Here is a 15940-nt window from a genome sequence, read left to right as displayed (position 1 = left end):
ATATTACTCTAGGTCTTTGCATGATGACTTTTGTAGGAATAGGTGTGTGAACAGCATGAAATTTCGTTTTTTTCAAAAAAACAAGCTGGTTAACATTGTAATCAAGGATTATGAAATAAGAGTACTTCAGACAAACAAAGAAAATGCCTTTGAACAGCCAATCTATCATAAGATTGCTTTGAAAAGGGGAATTGTAGAAAAAGGGAGAATTAAGGATTATGTAAAGCTACAAGCAATTTTACAAAAACATTTAAAAGAGTGGAAAATGCAAAAACAGCTCGTTCATTTTACAGTCCCTGATGATCTTGTTGTCCTAAAGGAAGTTATTCTTCCCTTTGAAATGGATAAAAATGAAGAAAAAGAGTACATATTGCAAGAATTAAAAGACGATATCCCATTTGAAGATCCTATGATTGACTATTTTTATAAAGAAGAAATGAAAGAAGAAAAAAAAGCTATTGTTTTTGCAACACCTGAAAAAGAGCTTATTGATTATGTAGCGCTCTTAGAAGAAACAAATTTAAAACCAATTGGAGCTAGTGTTTCATCCATTGCTTTGTACAGGCTTTTTTATCATCTCGATTTAGCAGGTGATGGAGTTTTTATGCTAATGAATATTGATTTAGAAGGGGTACAAATTGCGACTTTCGAAAAACATCAACCTGTATTTTTAAAGTTTTTATCTTTTTATGAGTGGATGGAGTACTGGAAGAACGAAGAGAACGCTTTTATTTGGAAAGGCACTGACAGTGAGTTTAACGACTATATGAATCGGTTAATAGAAGGATTGATTAGTGTGTATACATCAAGTGAAATAACGCTTGGGAAGAAAATAAATGGTGTACTGATTAGTGGGCATCACCCAGCTTTTAGCTCCCTTCACAAAAAGCTTCAACAATCATTACATGTGAAGGTATCTCATATTCAAAAAGACGCTTTATTTCTTCATGACCGAGTTGGTGTGCCAGAGAGTGGCTATGTTCCATTTGGTCTTGCACTTAGAGAGGTGCACTTATGATAGGAGATGTGAATTTCTTACCTGAGAAAGAACCGCGTAATATAGCTCCATTGCTTCTTTTTCTAATACTCATCGTTCTTGCTATTGGAGTTCTTCTTTATGGATATATTCAATATCAAGATAAGAAAGAAAACATTAGCCGTACAGAAGCGCAAATCACAAAAGTAAAAGAAACGAGAGAATCCTTAAATGTGCCAAGCTGGATCGGAGAGTATCATGATTTAAAAAATGCAGTAGAGTGGAGTGAAAGTAGAAAAGGAGATCTTAACCTTCTATTAACAAGTTTAGTTGAAGAGCTTCCTCAAAATGGTTATATCGAGCAATTTTATCTAGATGACTATAACGTGCTTTCATTAGAAATCCAGCTTGAAAATCATCGTGATGCAGCTTTTTATTTACAAAACCTAAAAGATTCATCACTTGTTGAGAAAGCGAGCCTTTTGTCTATTGATACATCTAATGTTACAGAAGAAGTGGAGATGCAAGATGGGGAACTATCAACATATCAAGCAACATATTCTCTCATCATAGACTTAGAGCAGCTTAAGAAACAGAGTGAGAAGCAAGAGGAGACAGAATAAATGGTATGGTCTGTAAAGAAAAAACATGTATTGATATTAAGTATTTGTTTTCTTGTTTTATTCTTTCTCATTTTTTGGCTTTATCATCACTACTATGCTCCTCTTGAACTTAAAGAAGAAGTAAAGGCAGAGACGTTAAAGAAAGAGCAAGTATATACTAACAAGCTGAAAATAGAAAGTGAAGGAAAAGAAGTTACCGCAAAAGATGCCTATAATTTACAAAAAACTATTCCGATTGACGTGAACTTACAAGACATTTTACTTTCGATAGAAAAATCAGAGCTAAAAGCAAATATAACAATCATTGATATGGCTTTTGGGAAAGATGAAATCATAAAGAAACAGCGCGAGAAAAATCAAAGCTTAGAAGACTATGAAAGATGGAATGAGCATAAGCGAGAGGTTGGAAATATGCCTCTGCATATGCCAGGAAATCTAAAGGGTCAAAGCATTGAAGTGACATTCGAAGCTTCAACATATGAAGAAGCGCTAAGCTTTCTAAATGAATTTAATAAAAGTGAGCGTGGAGTTGCGATTGAAGGGCTATCATTTCAACCAGCTAAAAGTGAGGAGAACGTTGAGCTTTCAGATGAGGAAAGTGAAAGTACAACTGAGCAGGTGCCACAGTATGTGCTTAGCTTCACAGCTTTTTATTATCCGTCATTAGCTAGCATGCCAACTAAACCGAGTGAACTCAGCACTCCTGATAGTGAAGGGAAAACAACGCCTTTTAAAAACGAATAATACAAAGAAGAACAACACATATTGTCGAAAGAAACTACGAGCAAGGCGACAAATGTCTTGTTCTTTTTTTATTTTAATGTGATAGGGTTGGTGTAGGTTTTAAGGAGACGGTACTATTCTAACGTACAATCATGGAATAACAGGGTGGTGAAATGGTGGACAAGCAATCCTCAGATAAAATATTAGTTAAAATTAATGGAAAGAAACAAGAAGCAACGTTAAGCAAGAAACAGAATAATAAAAAGACGTTTTCATGGGTGCTTCCAGAAACAGAAAAGGAAATATCAGCATCTGCGGAGGAATCAAACATTGTTCCGCTTAAAAAGGTAGATCGCTATAAACAGGAAAGAAACAAGAAGCTTATTAAAAGGAAATCTTCTCTTCCACCAGGGAAAAAACCGTTCTGGTTTAAGATAATAGGAATTGTAGCATGTGCTTGTCTAGTAGGAATAGGTCTTGGTTTGTTTAGCGTAAATATGCTGACAGCAACGGAAGAGAAGACGCCTAAACAAGAGAAAACAGCACAAGCAAAAGAAGGAAAAGATTCTGAACCAAAAGAAGCGGTCAGTTCAAATAGTGAGGAAAAAAAGACAGAACAGAAAGAGGAAAAGAAATCTTCTTTTACGATTAAGCTAGATGCTTTCATTGTGCAAGCAGGTGTTTTCTCTACAAAAGAGGCTGCTGAAAAAGAAGGGAGAAAGCTATCTGTACCTGTTGAAGTTATAAAGCAAAATGATAAATTCACTCTTATAGCAGGAATCTCACCAACTTTGAGCGAAGCGAGAGCTCTTGGTAAAAGCATAGAGGAACAGGGCGTATCTGTATATGCTAAAAAGTACGAAGGATCTTTGCAAGCGAAAGATATTGCTGATAAAGATGGAGAGCATCTTACAACGCTTCTTCAGACGGCCATTGCTCAATCTTCAAAAGCAGTTGAGGGAGAGGAAGTGGAACAAGAAGCTTTAAAGGAACTTAAAACGCAGCTTGGTACGCTTTCAAAGAAAGATGACTTGAAAGGATATACAGCTTCTCTTAGCAGTCTTGAAAAAAGTATTGAAGTCCCGTTAACAAAAGAAGGTGGAGAAGGGATGCAAAAAAACCTTTTAAAAGTAATTGCTAAACTTTCGTAAAGATCTCTTTGAATTAAAAGGGGTCTTTTTATTATGAACAAATTGTGATTGCTCCCTCTCTTTGTTAAAATGAGAATGTATCTCTCTACTCAATCATAAACGCAAAGGAGTTTCCACAATGAAAACAGCATTGGTATTAGCTTCTAATTCTCCACGTCGTCGTCAGCTTCTACAAGAAGCAGGCCTTGTATTTACTATTCGCCCAAGTACAATTGAAGAGCATATGGATCAAACACTTCCTCCTTCACAGGTTGTTACAGACCTTGCAGCTCAAAAAGCTGAATCTGTTCCAAAGAATGATGAGGAAGTTGTTCTTGGTGCAGATACAATTGTAACTATAGACGGAAAAATTCTCGGTAAGCCGTCTAATGAAGAAGAAGCTTTTAAGACACTTCGTTTTCTCTCTGGAAGAACTCATGAAGTCTTTACAGGAGTTGCGCTTGTAAAAGGAAAAGAGACGTCAACCTTTTATAGTCGTACAGAGGTAACTTTTTATGAGTTAACAGATGAAGAAATAATGCGCTACATTGGGACAGGAGAACCAATGGACAAAGCAGGGGCATATGGTATTCAAGGAAAAGGAGCTTTGTTTGTTAAAGAAATTAGCGGTGATTATTATGCTGTAGTTGGTCTGCCGCTCTCAAAGACGGTGCGAGAATTAAAGAAACTTGGGGTTTTCCTTCCACAATAAAAAGGAGGGAATACAAGTGAAAAAAGAATGGATTATGATTCAAGACTTTCCGGATGATGAAAGGCCTAGAGAACGCCTTTTATCGTTTGGCGCAAGTCATTTATCTAACAACGAACTTTTGGCAATCTTACTTCGCACAGGAACAAAAGAGGAATCTGTGCTTCAACTTGCCAATCGAATTTTACACAAATATGACGGATTGCATCTTATGAATCAAGCTACTGTTGAAGAACTTACAAGTATTAAAGGTATTGGAATGGCTAAAGCCATTCAGATTATAGCAGCACTTGAAATTGGAAGAAGAGTAGCGAATCTACATGTGACAGATCGATATGTTGTAAGAAGCCCTGAAGATGGCGCAAACTACGTTATGGAAGAAATGCGTCATTTATCACAGGAGCATTTTGTTTGCCTCTTTTTAAATACGAAAAATCAAGTTCTTCTAAAAAAGACCATCTTCATTGGTAGTTTGAACTCCTCAATTGTTCATCCACGTGACATCTTCAGAGAGGCGTTACGCCGCTCAGCAGCTTCAATTATTTGTATTCATAATCATCCATCAGGAAGTCCTGAACCAAGTAAAGAAGATATAGAAGTAACCAAAAGGCTTAAAGAATGCGGAATTTTGATGGGAATCGACATTCTTGATCATATTATTATCGGTGATCGTAAATTTGTTAGTTTAAGAGAGAAAGGTTATGTGTAACAAAAATCTGTTTCATACGTTAATAGTAAGGAAGCAGGGTTTTTTTGTTATTATTAGCAATCAAAACTAGAAAAACAGGGACAAGATTACTCTACCTTTTTTATTATGATTACGTTATAATAAAAGGCATGGATTTTTTGAGAAAGTCTTGAAAAAATACTGTTTTTGTCGAAGATTACCTTTTGATGACAGAATCCATTTTTACATTGACATATGCTCTTGGACTCGACACAATAAAGATTGTTGGTTTTTTATAACATTCTTTGTATGAGTAACAATAGAACTAGACTTTTAGTGAATAAAAACAAAAAGTCCTATATCAATTAAAAATAATAGATAAAACTTTGTGATATTTGAGAGAGAAAGGGAGATACACATTATGTTTGGAATTGGTACACGTGACCTTGGAATCGATTTAGGGACGGCTAACACATTAGTATATGTAAAAGGAAAAGGAATTGTTGTTCGTGAACCATCGGTTGTAGCGCTACAAACAGATTCAAGAGACATCGTTGCAGTTGGTAACGATGCTAAAAATATGATTGGACGTACACCTGGAAATGTCATTGCTCTTCGTCCAATGAAAGACGGCGTTATTGCTGATTATGAAACAACGGCAACAATGATGAAGTATTATATCAAACAAGCACAGAAAAATAAGAGCGTCTTTTCAGGTAAGCCATATGTCATGATTTGCGTTCCTTCTGGGATTACAGCAGTTGAAAAACGCGCTGTTATTGATGCAACTCGTCAAGCCGGTGCACGTGATGCTTACACAATTGAAGAGCCATTTGCTGCTGCAATTGGAGCGAATTTACCAGTATGGGAGCCAACTGGTAGTATGGTAGTAGATATCGGTGGAGGTACAACAGAAGTTGCTATCATTTCACTTGGTGGGATTGTAACAAGTCAATCTATTCGCATTGCTGGTGATGAGATGGACGAAGCTATTATTCAGTATATTCGCAAAAACTACAATCTTATGATTGGAGAACGTACAGCAGAAGCAATGAAAGTAGAAATCGGCTCTGCAAGTACACCAGAAGATGTAGAAAATATGGAAATTCGTGGTCGAGATCTTTTAACAGGATTACCAAAAACAATTGAGATTTCTGCAGATGAAATTGCAGACGCTCTTAAAGATACTGTACAAGCAATTATTGATTCTGTAAAAAGCACGCTTGAGCAAACTCCTCCAGAGCTTGCAGCAGATATCATGGATCGTGGAATTGTTCTAACAGGTGGTGGAGCGCTTCTTCGTAACCTAGATAAAATGATTAGTGATGAAACAAGTATGCCTGTTGTTATTGCAGAAGATCCACTTGACTGTGTAGCTATCGGAACAGGAAAAGCTTTAGAACATATTGATCTATTTAAAAACAGAGCAGAGTCCAAGCGATAAGATTAGAGGTGTAACGTCATGCCACAATTTTTCTTCAATAAAAGATTGATTGTGTTACTAGTAAGTATCATTATTCTCGTGGCATTGATTGGTTTTTCTTTAAACGGACGTAAAACGATCACATGGCCAGAGCAATTTGTTAAGGATACAGTTGGACTGGTACAGTCAACGGCCCATAAGCCGGCTCAGTATGTTGCCGATTTCTTTGGAAGCATCGAAGATCTCAAAAATACATATGAGGAAAACAAAGTACTAAAAAAGAATCTTGATAAATATATGCAGCTCGAAGCAGATGTGAAAGATTTAGAGCGGAAGAACAAAGAGCTTAATGAGCGACTTGATAAAGATTCAACACTACGTGATTACGATCCAATTAATGCTACGGTCATTGCAAGAAGTCCTGATCGATGGAATGAAGCGATTTCAATTGATCGCGGAAAAGTTCATGGAGTCGAAAATGATATGGCTGTTATGACATCAAGCGGTTTAATTGGACGCGTCGTAGATGCATCACAGTTTACATCAACAGTGCAACTACTAAGCTCTCAAGATCGAACAAACCGCGCTTCTGTTACAATCCAAGGATCTAAAAATGTAAATGGTCTTATTTCAGGATACGATCAAAAACGTGAAGCATTGATTCTAACAGGTATTCCTCATAGCGCGAAGATAAAAGAAAAGCAAAAAGTCATTACGTCTGGGTATTCAGGTGTTTTCCCTCAAGGACGTATTGTTGGAGAAATTAGCGATATTGAATCAGATAATTATGGGCTAACAAAAACAGCATATGTAAAACCTGCAGCTGATTTTAAAGATATCCAAGATGTGACTGTATTAAAACGAGTAGAACCTTCTCCACAGAAATCACTTGATGAGGAGGAAGAAGAGTGATTCGTTACTTCCTTCCCATCATTGTTTCTGTAGTGTTTATTGCTGATAGTTTATTCGTGAACTTTTTTGCTAATCAATCTTGGTTTCATCAGTGGATTTTATCACCGAAACTGACGCTTATTGTGTTACTTTTAGCGACGATTTACATAAATCCGAAAAAAGGAATTCAGTATGCGTTCTTTTTCGGTCTTTTGTATGACATCGTGTATACAGACTTGTTAGGTGTTTATATGTTCGGGATGCCTGCAATTTGCTATATTGTATCCAAGCTGTTAAAAGTTTTTCAAACAAATGTTGTCATCATTACGATTTTAACAATTGTGGGGATTACGCTGTTAGAGTTTTACGTTTATGAGATTAACAGTATGATTGGTTTGACGCATATGTCTATGGACCGCTTCCTAACATATCGCCTTTATCCGACACTAATCTTAAACCTTGTTTTTGTGGTTCTTCTAGCGTACCCATTAAAAAAACAGTTTGAAAAAGTAGCTTATAAGCTAACAGATTAACAGTTGCGTATAAAGAGGAATTTAACTAGCCCTTGTCGAAATAAACATTCGTTGAGGTGAACGTTGTGAAGAAACAAAATGTAATTATAAAAGGAACAAAAGATGGATTAACGTTGCATCTCGATGATACGTGTTCGTTTCACGATGTGCTAAATGAATTGGAGCGAAAACTGTCTTCGAATCAATACGGAGGACACAATCAACTTGTGTCTGTTCAATTAAGAGTAGGAAACAGATATTTAACGCCCGATCAAGAAGAACAAATAAAGTCACTCGTTCGGAGTAAAAATCATCTTGTAGTAGAGAGCATTGAATCAAACGTCGTGTCAAAAGAAGAAGCATTAAAAATTAAGCAGCAAAATGAAATTGTTTCAGTAGCAAGAGTCGTACGCTCAGGACAAGTCTTGCACGTTGAAGGAGATCTTCTTTTAATTGGAGATGTTAATCCCGGTGGAACAGTCATTGCTGGAGGAAATATTTTTGTGCTTGGCGCATTAAAAGGCATTGCACATGCCGGCTATTATGGAAATGATCAAGCTGTTATTGCAGCTTCTAAAATGGAACCAACACAGCTCCGCATTTGTGAAGCTTTTAGTCGTGCAGAGGAAGCCGATAAAAATGAAGAACATGATATGGAGTGTGCGTATCTTGATGAAGACAAGCGCATTGTCATTGAACGCTCACAGCTTATGTCTCATCTTCGCCCTAATTTGACACGCTTAGAAAGGAGAAGTTGACATTGGGAGAGGCTATTGTTGTTACGTCAGGAAAAGGCGGCGTTGGAAAAACAACGACGTCTGCTAACTTAGGAACCGCACTCGCCCTAACTGGTAAGCGGGTTTGCCTAGTCGATACAGATATCGGTTTGCGCAATTTAGACGTTATTATGGGGTTAGAGAACCGCATCATCTATGATTTAGTAGATGTTGTGAACGGTCGCTGTACGCCTCAAAAGGCGCTTATTAAGGATAAGCGTTTTGAATGTTTATATTTGTTGCCTGCTGCTCAAACGAGTGATAAAACGGCCGTAACGCCGGAGCAGATGAAAGAACTTATTACAGAACTAAAGCAAGACTATGATTATATTATTATTGACTGTCCTGCTGGAATTGAACAAGGATATAAAAATGCCGTTTCTGGAGCAGATAAGGCTCTTGTTGTTACAACACCTGAAATTTCATCTGTTCGTGATGCGGATCGTATTATTGGATTGTTAGAGAAAGAAGACATCGAATCTCCAAAGCTTGTAATTAACCGTATTCGCAGTCATATGATGAAAAATGGAGATACGTTAGATGTTGATGAAATTGTCTCATTGCTGGCTATTGATTTAATTGGCATTATTGCGGATGATGAAGATGTTATCAAAGCATCCAATAATGGTGAACCAATTGCGATGGACCCATCAAGCAAAGCAGCGATTTCTTATCGTAATATCGCAAGACGTATTTTAGGAGAGTCTGTACCGCTTCAATCTCTAGATGAAACCAAACAAGGTGTTTTTTCTAAAATTAAGAAATTCTTCGGCGTGCGTTAGTTTATATAATATATGATCAAAAAGCTAGAGCTCTTCCAAAAGCTCTAGCTTTTTTATTTTGTCATAACCTCACAGGACAAGTCATACATTTGTTACAAATGACTTGAAGGATTGGTGAGAAGCGATGAATCGACGTGTCCAAGAAGTTCGTAAGCGAATAGCCGATCGGCGAAAAAATGGAGGAAAAGAAGAGAAGCCGCAAAGGAAGTTTTCATACGATGATTTAATTTCAGATGAGGAAAACTACAGTGGAGAACGATTTCCGACTTATGAATACAATCCAGAAAGCAAAGAACACCATCCGTTATTCTCTCCTCAGTGGTTTCTATTTAAGCTGTTAACTTCTTTCTGTCTTGTTTTAATTGTTGCTATTCTTTTTAGAAATCCAGCAGTACAGCTCGACGGAGCAAGAGCTTTTGTAGAAGATACGATGGAGGAAAGTTTTCAGTTTGCTAAAATGTCTGCTTGGTATGAAGAGAAGTTTGGTGAACCTCTCGCTCTCATTCCAAAATCTGTAGGAGAAGAGCCGACAGAGGAAGCAAACTCTCAGTACGTTGTGCCAGCATCAGGGAATGTTGTTGAAACATTTGCAAGCTCAAAAAAAGGGGTAACCGTTGAAACAGGAAGTCAAACAGCGGTGCAAGCTATGGATGCAGGATTTGTTAAAAGCATTGAAGAGAAAAAAGGATTTGGAAATACAGTTTCAATTCAGCATGCTGACGGATCAGAGTCGTGGTATAGCGGGCTTGCAAATATTGATGTAAAAACGTTTGATTTTATTGAAAAAGGACAGGTTATTGGAAAAGTGAAGGCGGAAGGGGACGATAAAAAAGGAAGTTATGGATTTGCTCTTTATAAAGATGGTAAATTTATGGACCCTAGTAAGGTGATCTCCTTTGAATAACTTTCTTCATCTTTTTCGCTCAACGCATATCCATCCGCTTCTTTGGGCTATCTTAGCAATAGGGATCATGACAGGGCATATCTATGACCTTATTCTCTTATTTTCATTAGTATTATTACATGAGCTTGGGCACGTTTTTGCCGCTAGCTTTTTTTCATGGAAAATCAAAAAAATTATGCTCTTTCCATTTGGAGGAGTAGCTGAAATTGATGAATATGGAAACAGACCGCTTTATCAAGAAGTGATTGTCATTCTGAGCGGGCCGTTTGTTCACCTTATTTTAATGTTAGGATCTTTTATTGCTCTTTCGTCTTCTCTTATTACACAGGAATTTTATGAACAGTTTATGTTTCAAAACGTTCTTTTACTTTGTTTTAATTTGCTTCCGATTTATCCGCTTGACGGGGGGAAACTCATGTTTGTTTCGTTTAGTCTTTTTGATTCTTTTCAAAAGTCCTTTGAAAAAACGCTTCGTATTTCAGCTGTTTTTCTATCGTGCATTGCAGTAGTCGCTCTTTTTCTTTATTCTACTCATCTGCATCTTTGGATGGTGTTGGGCTATCTATGTTATAGCCTTTATTATGAATGGAAACAAAGGGACTATCTTTATATTCGTTTCCTTCTTGATCGATACTATGGCAAAGGAGAAACAATCCTTGATCTTTCCCCACTTGCCGTAAATGGGGGAGAAAAGATTTATCATATTATTCGTAGGTTTAAAAGAGGACAAAAACATATCATTATTGTGGAGGAAAAAGAAGGAAGAAAGCAACTAGATGAAAATGAGCTTCTTCATGCTTATTTTGTAGATAAGCGCATTAATGATTCTATTGATGAGCTTGTTGCCTTTTATTAAAAAGAGGGTGAAAAGGAAAGTAACAGACAAACATGTTACTTTCCTTTTTGTTATGGTAAAATCCAACTACATAAGAGATAACGAAAGGGATTTGGACATATGACAGCAAAATTGATAATTGAAACTGCAACAAATCTTCATAAGATAGCTCATTTACAGGATAGCCAAGTACAGGCTTTTTATATTGAAGAACAAAAAGCTATCCACTATGTTGGCAATATTTATGTTGGACGTGTAAAAAAAGTTGTAAAAGGGATGGACGCTGCTTTTGTAGATATTGGAGGAGAAAAAAACGGATATTTACATAAAAGTGAAGTGTTTCTTGATGAGCACGAAATGTTTACAGAACGTATAAAAGAAGGACAAAAAATTCTCGTACAAGTAAGCAAAGAAGAAAGAGGAACAAAGGGACCTAAGTTGACAACGTTTATTGAATTTTCAAGCTCGTACGTTGTTTATTTTCCTTATAGCGGATACGTAGCTGTTTCAAAAAAGATAGCGGAAAAAGAAAAGTGGAAAAGCTTTGGAGAGAGCATTGTAGAAGGATCGGAAGGTCTTCTCTTACGAAGCGCCATTGAAGGAGTGTCTCCTAGCAAAATAGAACAAGAAATTGTTACCCTTAGAAAAGAAGCGGAGGGAGTTATCGGGGAACTCCAAGCGGAAGGAACAGTACCTCGAGTTGTTTACCAAAGGGAAGATTTTATCACAAATATGATAAAAAAGGCAAAAGTGGACAAGCTTGAGCTTATTGTTGATTCGTTTGAAATGAAAAAAAAGCTTCAAGCTTCTTTTCCAGAAGCAACAGTTATTTTTCAACGTGAGAAAGAGAGCCTTTTTGACATATACCACCTTCAAAAAGAGCTTGAAAAAGCACTGCAAAAAACGGTCTGGCTTCCGAGTGGTGGTTCATTAGTTATTGAAGAAACAGAAGCGATGACAGTTATTGATGTAAATACAAGCAGGTTTGTAGGAAAAACTTCTCAAGCTCAGACTATTTTAGAGACAAATATTGAAGCAGCAGAAGAAGTGGCTCGACAACTTCGTCTTCGCAATCTTGGAGGCATTATTATGATTGATTTTATTAACATGAAAAACAAAGAAGATGGAGAAAAAGTGTTACAAAAGCTAAAAACAGAAACAGAACAAGATCCAGTAAGGACGCTTATTTTTGGTTTTACAAGACTTGGGTTAGTAGAGGTGACACGTAAAAAAGAGCGAGATAGCTTGCAGCATCTTTTCCTAAAAGATTGTGATGTTTGTAAAACAATGGGGAAATATAAAAATGAGAAAAAAACGTTGGATGATATAGAAGGGGAACTGCTTTCATATAAAGAAGAGGCAGCATGGATAGAACTTTCTCCTCTGCTTTCATTTAACAAGGAAGAGATGGAAAAATGGAAAGAAGAGCAGGAGATAGAACTTTACCTAACAGTAGGAGGAGAACTTACGCCATTTTACCGTCTTCGTCATATCGGTTCAAGAGAAGAAGTGGAGCAGAGAATAAAAGAAAATAAGGTTGAATTTCTATTTTAAAAAAGAAGGGTAAAACCTTCTTTTTTTTACTTAGTATCTTCCCGTGAACAAAATGAACAAAAAGGATATTAAGAATTTAAAGCTCAATAATTTGGAAACGGTTACATTCAGAATTTTTTAATTTATACTATTTTTAGTGATGAACTATCGTTTTTAAGGGGAATTTTTGAGAGACAAAGGGGGAAAAAATATGTTAGCTACGCTTGGATTTTTAATGATCGCCGTCTTTATGTATCTGATCATTACGAAACGAATGTCAGCTATGGTTGCACTTATTATTATTCCAATCTTGTTTGCAATAATTGGGGGATTTGCAGCAGGGTTAGGCGATATGATGCTTGCAGGGGTAGAGCAAGTAGCACCAACAGGTGTTATGCTGATGTTTGCTATTTTATACTTTGGAATTATGATTGATGCTGGTTTGTTTGATCCACTTGTATCTACAATCTTGAAAATTGTAAAGGGAGATCCAGTAAAGATTGTCATGGGAACAGCTATTCTTTCCATGCTTATTGCTTTAGATGGAGATGGAACAACAACATATATGATTACAGTTTCAGCAATGCTGCCGCTTTATACAAGACTTGGAATGAATCCGTTAATTCTAACCTGTGTTGCTATGCTTTCATTTAGCTTTATGAATATGTCTCCATGGGGTGGACCTACAGCTCGTGCAGTAAGTGCCCTTCAGCTTGATGTGGCAGACGTCTTTTTACCACTTGTTCCAGTAATGATTTCAGCAGCACTGTGGACACTATTTACAGCTTATATTTTAGGAAAGAAAGAGAAAAAACGCTTAGGTGTTATCGACATCGACTATTCACAAAATCTAGCTTTTAACCAGCAGAGCGCTGCTGTCGATATTGGAGCGGACGATACCTCTATTAAACGTCCAAAGCTTCTATATGTAAACTTAGCTCTAACAATTGCTCTATTAGTATGTTTAGTGATGGGTGTACTTCCACTTGCAACTTTATTTATGATTGCTTTTGTTGTTGCGCTTATGATTAACTATCCAAAATTTGATGACCAAAAAGAGCGGATTTCCAATCATGCAGGAAACGTCCTTGCAGTTGTTGGCTTAGTATTTGCTTCAGGGATTTTTACAGGAATTCTTTCAGGAACAGAGATGGTTGATGCAATGGCAAATGCGCTTGTTTCTGTTATTCCTGAATCATTAGGTTCATTTTTTCCTGTCATTACAGCATTAACTAGTTTGCCGTTTACGTATTTTATGGCAAACGACCCATACTACTACGGAGTGTTACCGATTTTAGCAGAAACGGCTTCAGCTTACGGTGTAGATCCTGTTGAAATGGCTCGTGCTTCTGTTTTAGGGCAGCCAATTCACGCGATGAGTCCACTTATGGCTTCTGCATATTTATTAGTAGGGATGGCGAAAGTAGAATTTGGAGATCACCAAAAGTTTTATTTTAAATGGGCACTGGGTTGCTGTCTCGTGATGATTGCTGTAGCTATTGTTACAGGGATCATCACCTTCTAAAAAAACTGCAGCAGATGCTGCAGTTTTTTCTTGTGTAAAATTTGGAATGACTTCATTAGAGAATATGATTGACATAGGGAGAAGAAATATAGTATTATTTTCTATGTGATTATTGTAGCACCCGTGCTACAACCGCGCAGAACAGGTTTTAAAGTCCATTGTGACACCTGGGATGGCGAGTCTGAGTCTTACAGGGAGGTGCAGAGAATGTACGCTATTATTGAAACTGGTGGTAAACAAGTTAAAGTTGAAGAAGGTCAAGCTATCTACATTGAAAAACTTAACGTAGAGCAAGACGAAACAGTAACTTTCGACAAAGTACTATTAGTAGGTGGGGACAACGTTAAAGTTGGAGCTCCTTACGTTGATGGTGCAACAGTTAGCGCTAAAGTTGAAAAACAAGGTCGCGCTAAAAAGATTACTGTATTCAAATACAAAGCTAAGAAAAACTACAGCCGTAAACAAGGTCACCGTCAACCTTACACAAAAGTTGTTATTGATAAAATCAATGCATAAGGAATGGTTGCATGGTTAAAGTAGTTCTTTCTCGTAATGAAGCAGGTCATATTACTTCTTTTGAAATAAGTGGACACGCAGAATTTGCGGAACACGGTAAAGATTTAGTATGTGCCGCTGTTACAGCTGTGTCATTTGGGACAGTAAACGCGATTATTTCTTTATGTGATACAATGCCAGGCCTTGAACAAGGTGAGGACGGCGGTTATCTTAACTGCCTCATTCCTGAAGACTTAGAAGAGGATGTTGCTCGCAACGTTCAGCTCCTTCTCGAAGGAATGGTTGTTTCACTTGAAACAATCGAGCGTGATTATGGACAATATATAAACATTGTATCTCAATAAAGAGGAGGTGGAACATATGCTAAGATTAGATCTTCAGTTTTTCGCATCGAAAAAAGGGGTAGGTAGTACAAAGAACGGTCGTGACTCTATCTCTAAACGCCTTGGTGCTAAACGTGCAGATGGTCAATTTGTAACTGGTGGTTCTATCCTTTACCGTCAACGCGGTACAAAAATCTATCCAGGTGCAAACGTTTCTCGTGGTGGAGACGATACTCTTTTCGCGAAAATCGATGGTATCGTAAAATTCGAGCGTTATGGACGTGACCGTAAAAAAGTGAGCGTTTATCCAGTAGCGCAAGAAGCTTAAAACGTAATCGTACACAAAAAGAAAACTCTAACCAAGATTGGTTAGAGTTTTTCTTTTTGTTGAGACATATTGCTAGGGTTGTGCTCATAGACTAGATAATTTGCTATAATGCATATATGGTCTGTTTTGTTTTCTTTGCTGTTGAAAGAAGAACAAAGCATGTTTTAAGGTTAGGGGTTGGAAAATGAGTAAAGAGTGGGATGTTGTTGAACTTTTAAAGCATGCACGCCATGACTGGCTAAATAGGCTGCAGCTCATTAAGGGAAATTTATCATTGAATCGTCTTGACCGTGTCCAACAAACGATTGAAGAGATTATTGCCATCTCTAAAAATGAATCAAAGCTAACGAGTACAGGGGCACATAAGTTGACTGCGCTTCTTTTAACATATGGGTTTAGAGAAACGGTTTTAAAGCTCGATATCGAAGTGAACGGCGAAGTGTGTGATTTATCTCCTTATGATGAAGAGCTTGCGGATTGGTGTGAATCGCTTTTTTATGTACTAGAAAATGTAGCAAATAAAGAAAGTAATCATCACCTTGATGTTTCTTTTTATCTTGAAGAAGGTCCATCATTGTTTTTTGATTTCAGTGGCATAATAGAGAATGAAAAAAAGATAGAAGAATGGTTATCAAAAGAAACGTTAACCATGTTTAATATAGCTTGCTACAAAATAGCAAAAGATGAATTGACGGTTCAGCTTGTTATGAATGAAAAGCAACACAGCAATTCATAAAAAGTAAGAACGTGATATAGGGAACGGA

Annotated in this window: 19 protein-coding genes and 1 other annotated feature; all 19 genes read left to right on the top strand. The window is 37.1% G+C overall.

Annotated elements, in window-relative coordinates; genetic code table 11:
* Positions 1 to 55 precede the first annotated feature (55 nt).
* The 19 genes from pilM to ACK3CR_RS22815 all read left to right on the top strand — a co-directional run bounded on the left by pilM (position 56) and on the right by ACK3CR_RS22815 (position 15912).
* Complete coding sequence (gene pilM / locus ACK3CR_RS22905) at positions 56 to 1018, top strand: type IV pilus biogenesis protein PilM (RefSeq protein ID WP_328122470.1); 963 nt, start codon at positions 56 to 58, stop codon at positions 1016 to 1018.
* Entirely contained in the window at positions 1015 to 1599 is a 585-nt protein-coding gene (locus ACK3CR_RS22900; protein ID WP_243517401.1) for a hypothetical protein, read from the top strand. Before pilM ends, ACK3CR_RS22900 begins: the two co-directional genes overlap by 4 nt.
* Positions 1600 to 2343 (top strand): hypothetical protein, encoded by a 744-nt coding sequence (locus ACK3CR_RS22895; protein WP_488976138.1) that lies wholly within the window; start codon positions 1600 to 1602, stop codon positions 2341 to 2343.
* A gap of 152 nt (positions 2344 to 2495) precedes the next feature.
* Entirely contained in the window at positions 2496 to 3473 is a 978-nt protein-coding gene (locus tag ACK3CR_RS22890) for an SPOR domain-containing protein (RefSeq protein ID WP_328122468.1), read from the top strand.
* A gap of 118 nt (positions 3474 to 3591) precedes the next feature.
* Positions 3592 to 4164: a Maf family protein gene (locus ACK3CR_RS22885; RefSeq protein ID WP_430237838.1), complete on the top strand. Its 573-nt coding sequence runs from the start codon at positions 3592 to 3594 to the stop codon at positions 4162 to 4164.
* Between the two features lie 34 nt (positions 4165 to 4198).
* The gene (gene radC, locus ACK3CR_RS22880; RefSeq protein WP_040057064.1) at positions 4199 to 4870 is read left to right on the top strand and encodes a RadC family protein; all 672 of its coding nucleotides are present in this window, start codon (positions 4199 to 4201) and stop codon (positions 4868 to 4870) included.
* Positions 4871 to 5249: 379 nt separating this feature from the next.
* Positions 5250 to 6272 (top strand): rod shape-determining protein, encoded by a 1023-nt coding sequence (locus tag ACK3CR_RS22875; protein ID WP_019391327.1) that lies wholly within the window; start codon positions 5250 to 5252, stop codon positions 6270 to 6272.
* An 18-nt stretch (positions 6273 to 6290) separates the two neighbouring features.
* Positions 6291 to 7163: a rod shape-determining protein MreC gene (gene mreC, locus ACK3CR_RS22870; protein ID WP_243517409.1), complete on the top strand. Its 873-nt coding sequence runs from the start codon at positions 6291 to 6293 to the stop codon at positions 7161 to 7163.
* The gene (mreD, locus tag ACK3CR_RS22865) at positions 7160 to 7675 is read left to right on the top strand and encodes a rod shape-determining protein MreD (protein ID WP_019391329.1); all 516 of its coding nucleotides are present in this window, start codon (positions 7160 to 7162) and stop codon (positions 7673 to 7675) included. Before mreC ends, mreD begins: the two co-directional genes overlap by 4 nt.
* 56 nt (positions 7676 to 7731) lie before the next feature.
* Positions 7732 to 8412, top strand: coding sequence for a septum site-determining protein MinC (gene minC, locus ACK3CR_RS22860; RefSeq protein WP_061802106.1), 681 nt, complete (start codon positions 7732 to 7734; stop codon positions 8410 to 8412).
* 2 nt (positions 8413 to 8414) lie between these two features.
* Complete coding sequence (gene minD / locus ACK3CR_RS22855) at positions 8415 to 9212, top strand: septum site-determining protein MinD (RefSeq protein WP_019391331.1); 798 nt, start codon at positions 8415 to 8417, stop codon at positions 9210 to 9212.
* 124 nt (positions 9213 to 9336) lie between these two features.
* Positions 9337 to 10116, top strand: coding sequence for a M23 family metallopeptidase (locus ACK3CR_RS22850; RefSeq protein ID WP_243517414.1), 780 nt, complete (start codon positions 9337 to 9339; stop codon positions 10114 to 10116).
* On the top strand, positions 10109 to 10972 hold the full coding sequence (locus ACK3CR_RS22845; RefSeq protein WP_243517417.1) for a site-2 protease family protein: 864 nt from the start codon (positions 10109 to 10111) through the stop codon (positions 10970 to 10972). The genes ACK3CR_RS22850 and ACK3CR_RS22845 overlap by 8 nt, the downstream gene beginning before the upstream one ends.
* Before the next feature lie 99 nt (positions 10973 to 11071).
* Entirely contained in the window at positions 11072 to 12505 is a 1434-nt protein-coding gene (locus tag ACK3CR_RS22840; RefSeq protein WP_243517420.1) for an Rne/Rng family ribonuclease, read from the top strand.
* Between the two features lie 190 nt (positions 12506 to 12695).
* Positions 12696 to 14009 (top strand): CitMHS family transporter, encoded by a 1314-nt coding sequence (locus ACK3CR_RS22835; RefSeq protein WP_243517422.1) that lies wholly within the window; start codon positions 12696 to 12698, stop codon positions 14007 to 14009.
* A 120-nt stretch (positions 14010 to 14129) separates the two neighbouring features.
* Positions 14130 to 14202 (top strand) — a sequence feature (ribosomal protein L21 leader region).
* Positions 14203 to 14216: 14 nt separating this feature from the next.
* Positions 14217 to 14525 (top strand): 50S ribosomal protein L21, encoded by a 309-nt coding sequence (rplU, locus tag ACK3CR_RS22830; protein ID WP_019391336.1) that lies wholly within the window; start codon positions 14217 to 14219, stop codon positions 14523 to 14525.
* An 11-nt stretch (positions 14526 to 14536) separates the two neighbouring features.
* The gene (locus ACK3CR_RS22825; RefSeq protein ID WP_243517424.1) at positions 14537 to 14869 is read left to right on the top strand and encodes a ribosomal-processing cysteine protease Prp; all 333 of its coding nucleotides are present in this window, start codon (positions 14537 to 14539) and stop codon (positions 14867 to 14869) included.
* A 16-nt stretch (positions 14870 to 14885) separates the two neighbouring features.
* Positions 14886 to 15176 carry a 50S ribosomal protein L27 gene (gene rpmA / locus ACK3CR_RS22820; RefSeq protein WP_019391338.1) on the top strand — a complete coding sequence of 97 codons (291 nt, stop codon included), beginning with the start codon at positions 14886 to 14888 and terminating at the stop codon, positions 15174 to 15176.
* 184 nt (positions 15177 to 15360) lie between these two features.
* Positions 15361 to 15912, top strand: a complete 552-nt coding sequence (locus tag ACK3CR_RS22815) for a Spo0B C-terminal domain-containing protein (RefSeq protein ID WP_124049698.1) — start codon at positions 15361 to 15363, stop codon at positions 15910 to 15912.
* The last annotated feature ends 28 nt before the right edge of the window (positions 15913 to 15940 follow it).

This window comes from Priestia sp. TRM10 (assembly GCF_057808375.1).
This window is presented reverse-complemented; position numbering and strand designations above follow the sequence as displayed.

Bases quoted from the DNA above. Each gene is read 5' to 3' on its own strand.
- ACK3CR_RS22875 (WP_019391327.1), top strand. From the start codon at position 5,250: ATGTTTGGAATTGGTACACGTGACCTTGGAATCGATTTAGGGACGGCT.
- rpmA (WP_019391338.1), top strand. From the start codon at position 14,886: ATGCTAAGATTAGATCTTCAGTTTTTCGCATCGAAAAAAGGGGTAGGT.
- pilM (WP_328122470.1), top strand. From the start codon at position 56: ATGAAATTTCGTTTTTTTCAAAAAAACAAGCTGGTTAACATTGTAATC.
- rplU (WP_019391336.1), top strand. From the start codon at position 14,217: ATGTACGCTATTATTGAAACTGGTGGTAAACAAGTTAAAGTTGAAGAA.
- ACK3CR_RS22890 (WP_328122468.1), top strand. From the start codon at position 2,496: ATGGTGGACAAGCAATCCTCAGATAAAATATTAGTTAAAATTAATGGA.
- ACK3CR_RS22885 (WP_430237838.1), top strand. From the start codon at position 3,592: ATGAAAACAGCATTGGTATTAGCTTCTAATTCTCCACGTCGTCGTCAG.
- ACK3CR_RS22900 (WP_243517401.1), top strand. From the start codon at position 1,015: ATGATAGGAGATGTGAATTTCTTACCTGAGAAAGAACCGCGTAATATA.
- ACK3CR_RS22815 (WP_124049698.1), top strand. From the start codon at position 15,361: ATGAGTAAAGAGTGGGATGTTGTTGAACTTTTAAAGCATGCACGCCAT.
- ACK3CR_RS22835 (WP_243517422.1), top strand. From the start codon at position 12,696: ATGTTAGCTACGCTTGGATTTTTAATGATCGCCGTCTTTATGTATCTG.
- mreC (WP_243517409.1), top strand. From the start codon at position 6,291: ATGCCACAATTTTTCTTCAATAAAAGATTGATTGTGTTACTAGTAAGT.
- ACK3CR_RS22840 (WP_243517420.1), top strand. From the start codon at position 11,072: ATGACAGCAAAATTGATAATTGAAACTGCAACAAATCTTCATAAGATA.
- radC (WP_040057064.1), top strand. From the start codon at position 4,199: ATGATTCAAGACTTTCCGGATGATGAAAGGCCTAGAGAACGCCTTTTA.
- ACK3CR_RS22825 (WP_243517424.1), top strand. From the start codon at position 14,537: ATGGTTAAAGTAGTTCTTTCTCGTAATGAAGCAGGTCATATTACTTCT.
- ACK3CR_RS22850 (WP_243517414.1), top strand. From the start codon at position 9,337: ATGAATCGACGTGTCCAAGAAGTTCGTAAGCGAATAGCCGATCGGCGA.
- ACK3CR_RS22895 (WP_488976138.1), top strand. From the start codon at position 1,600: ATGGTATGGTCTGTAAAGAAAAAACATGTATTGATATTAAGTATTTGT.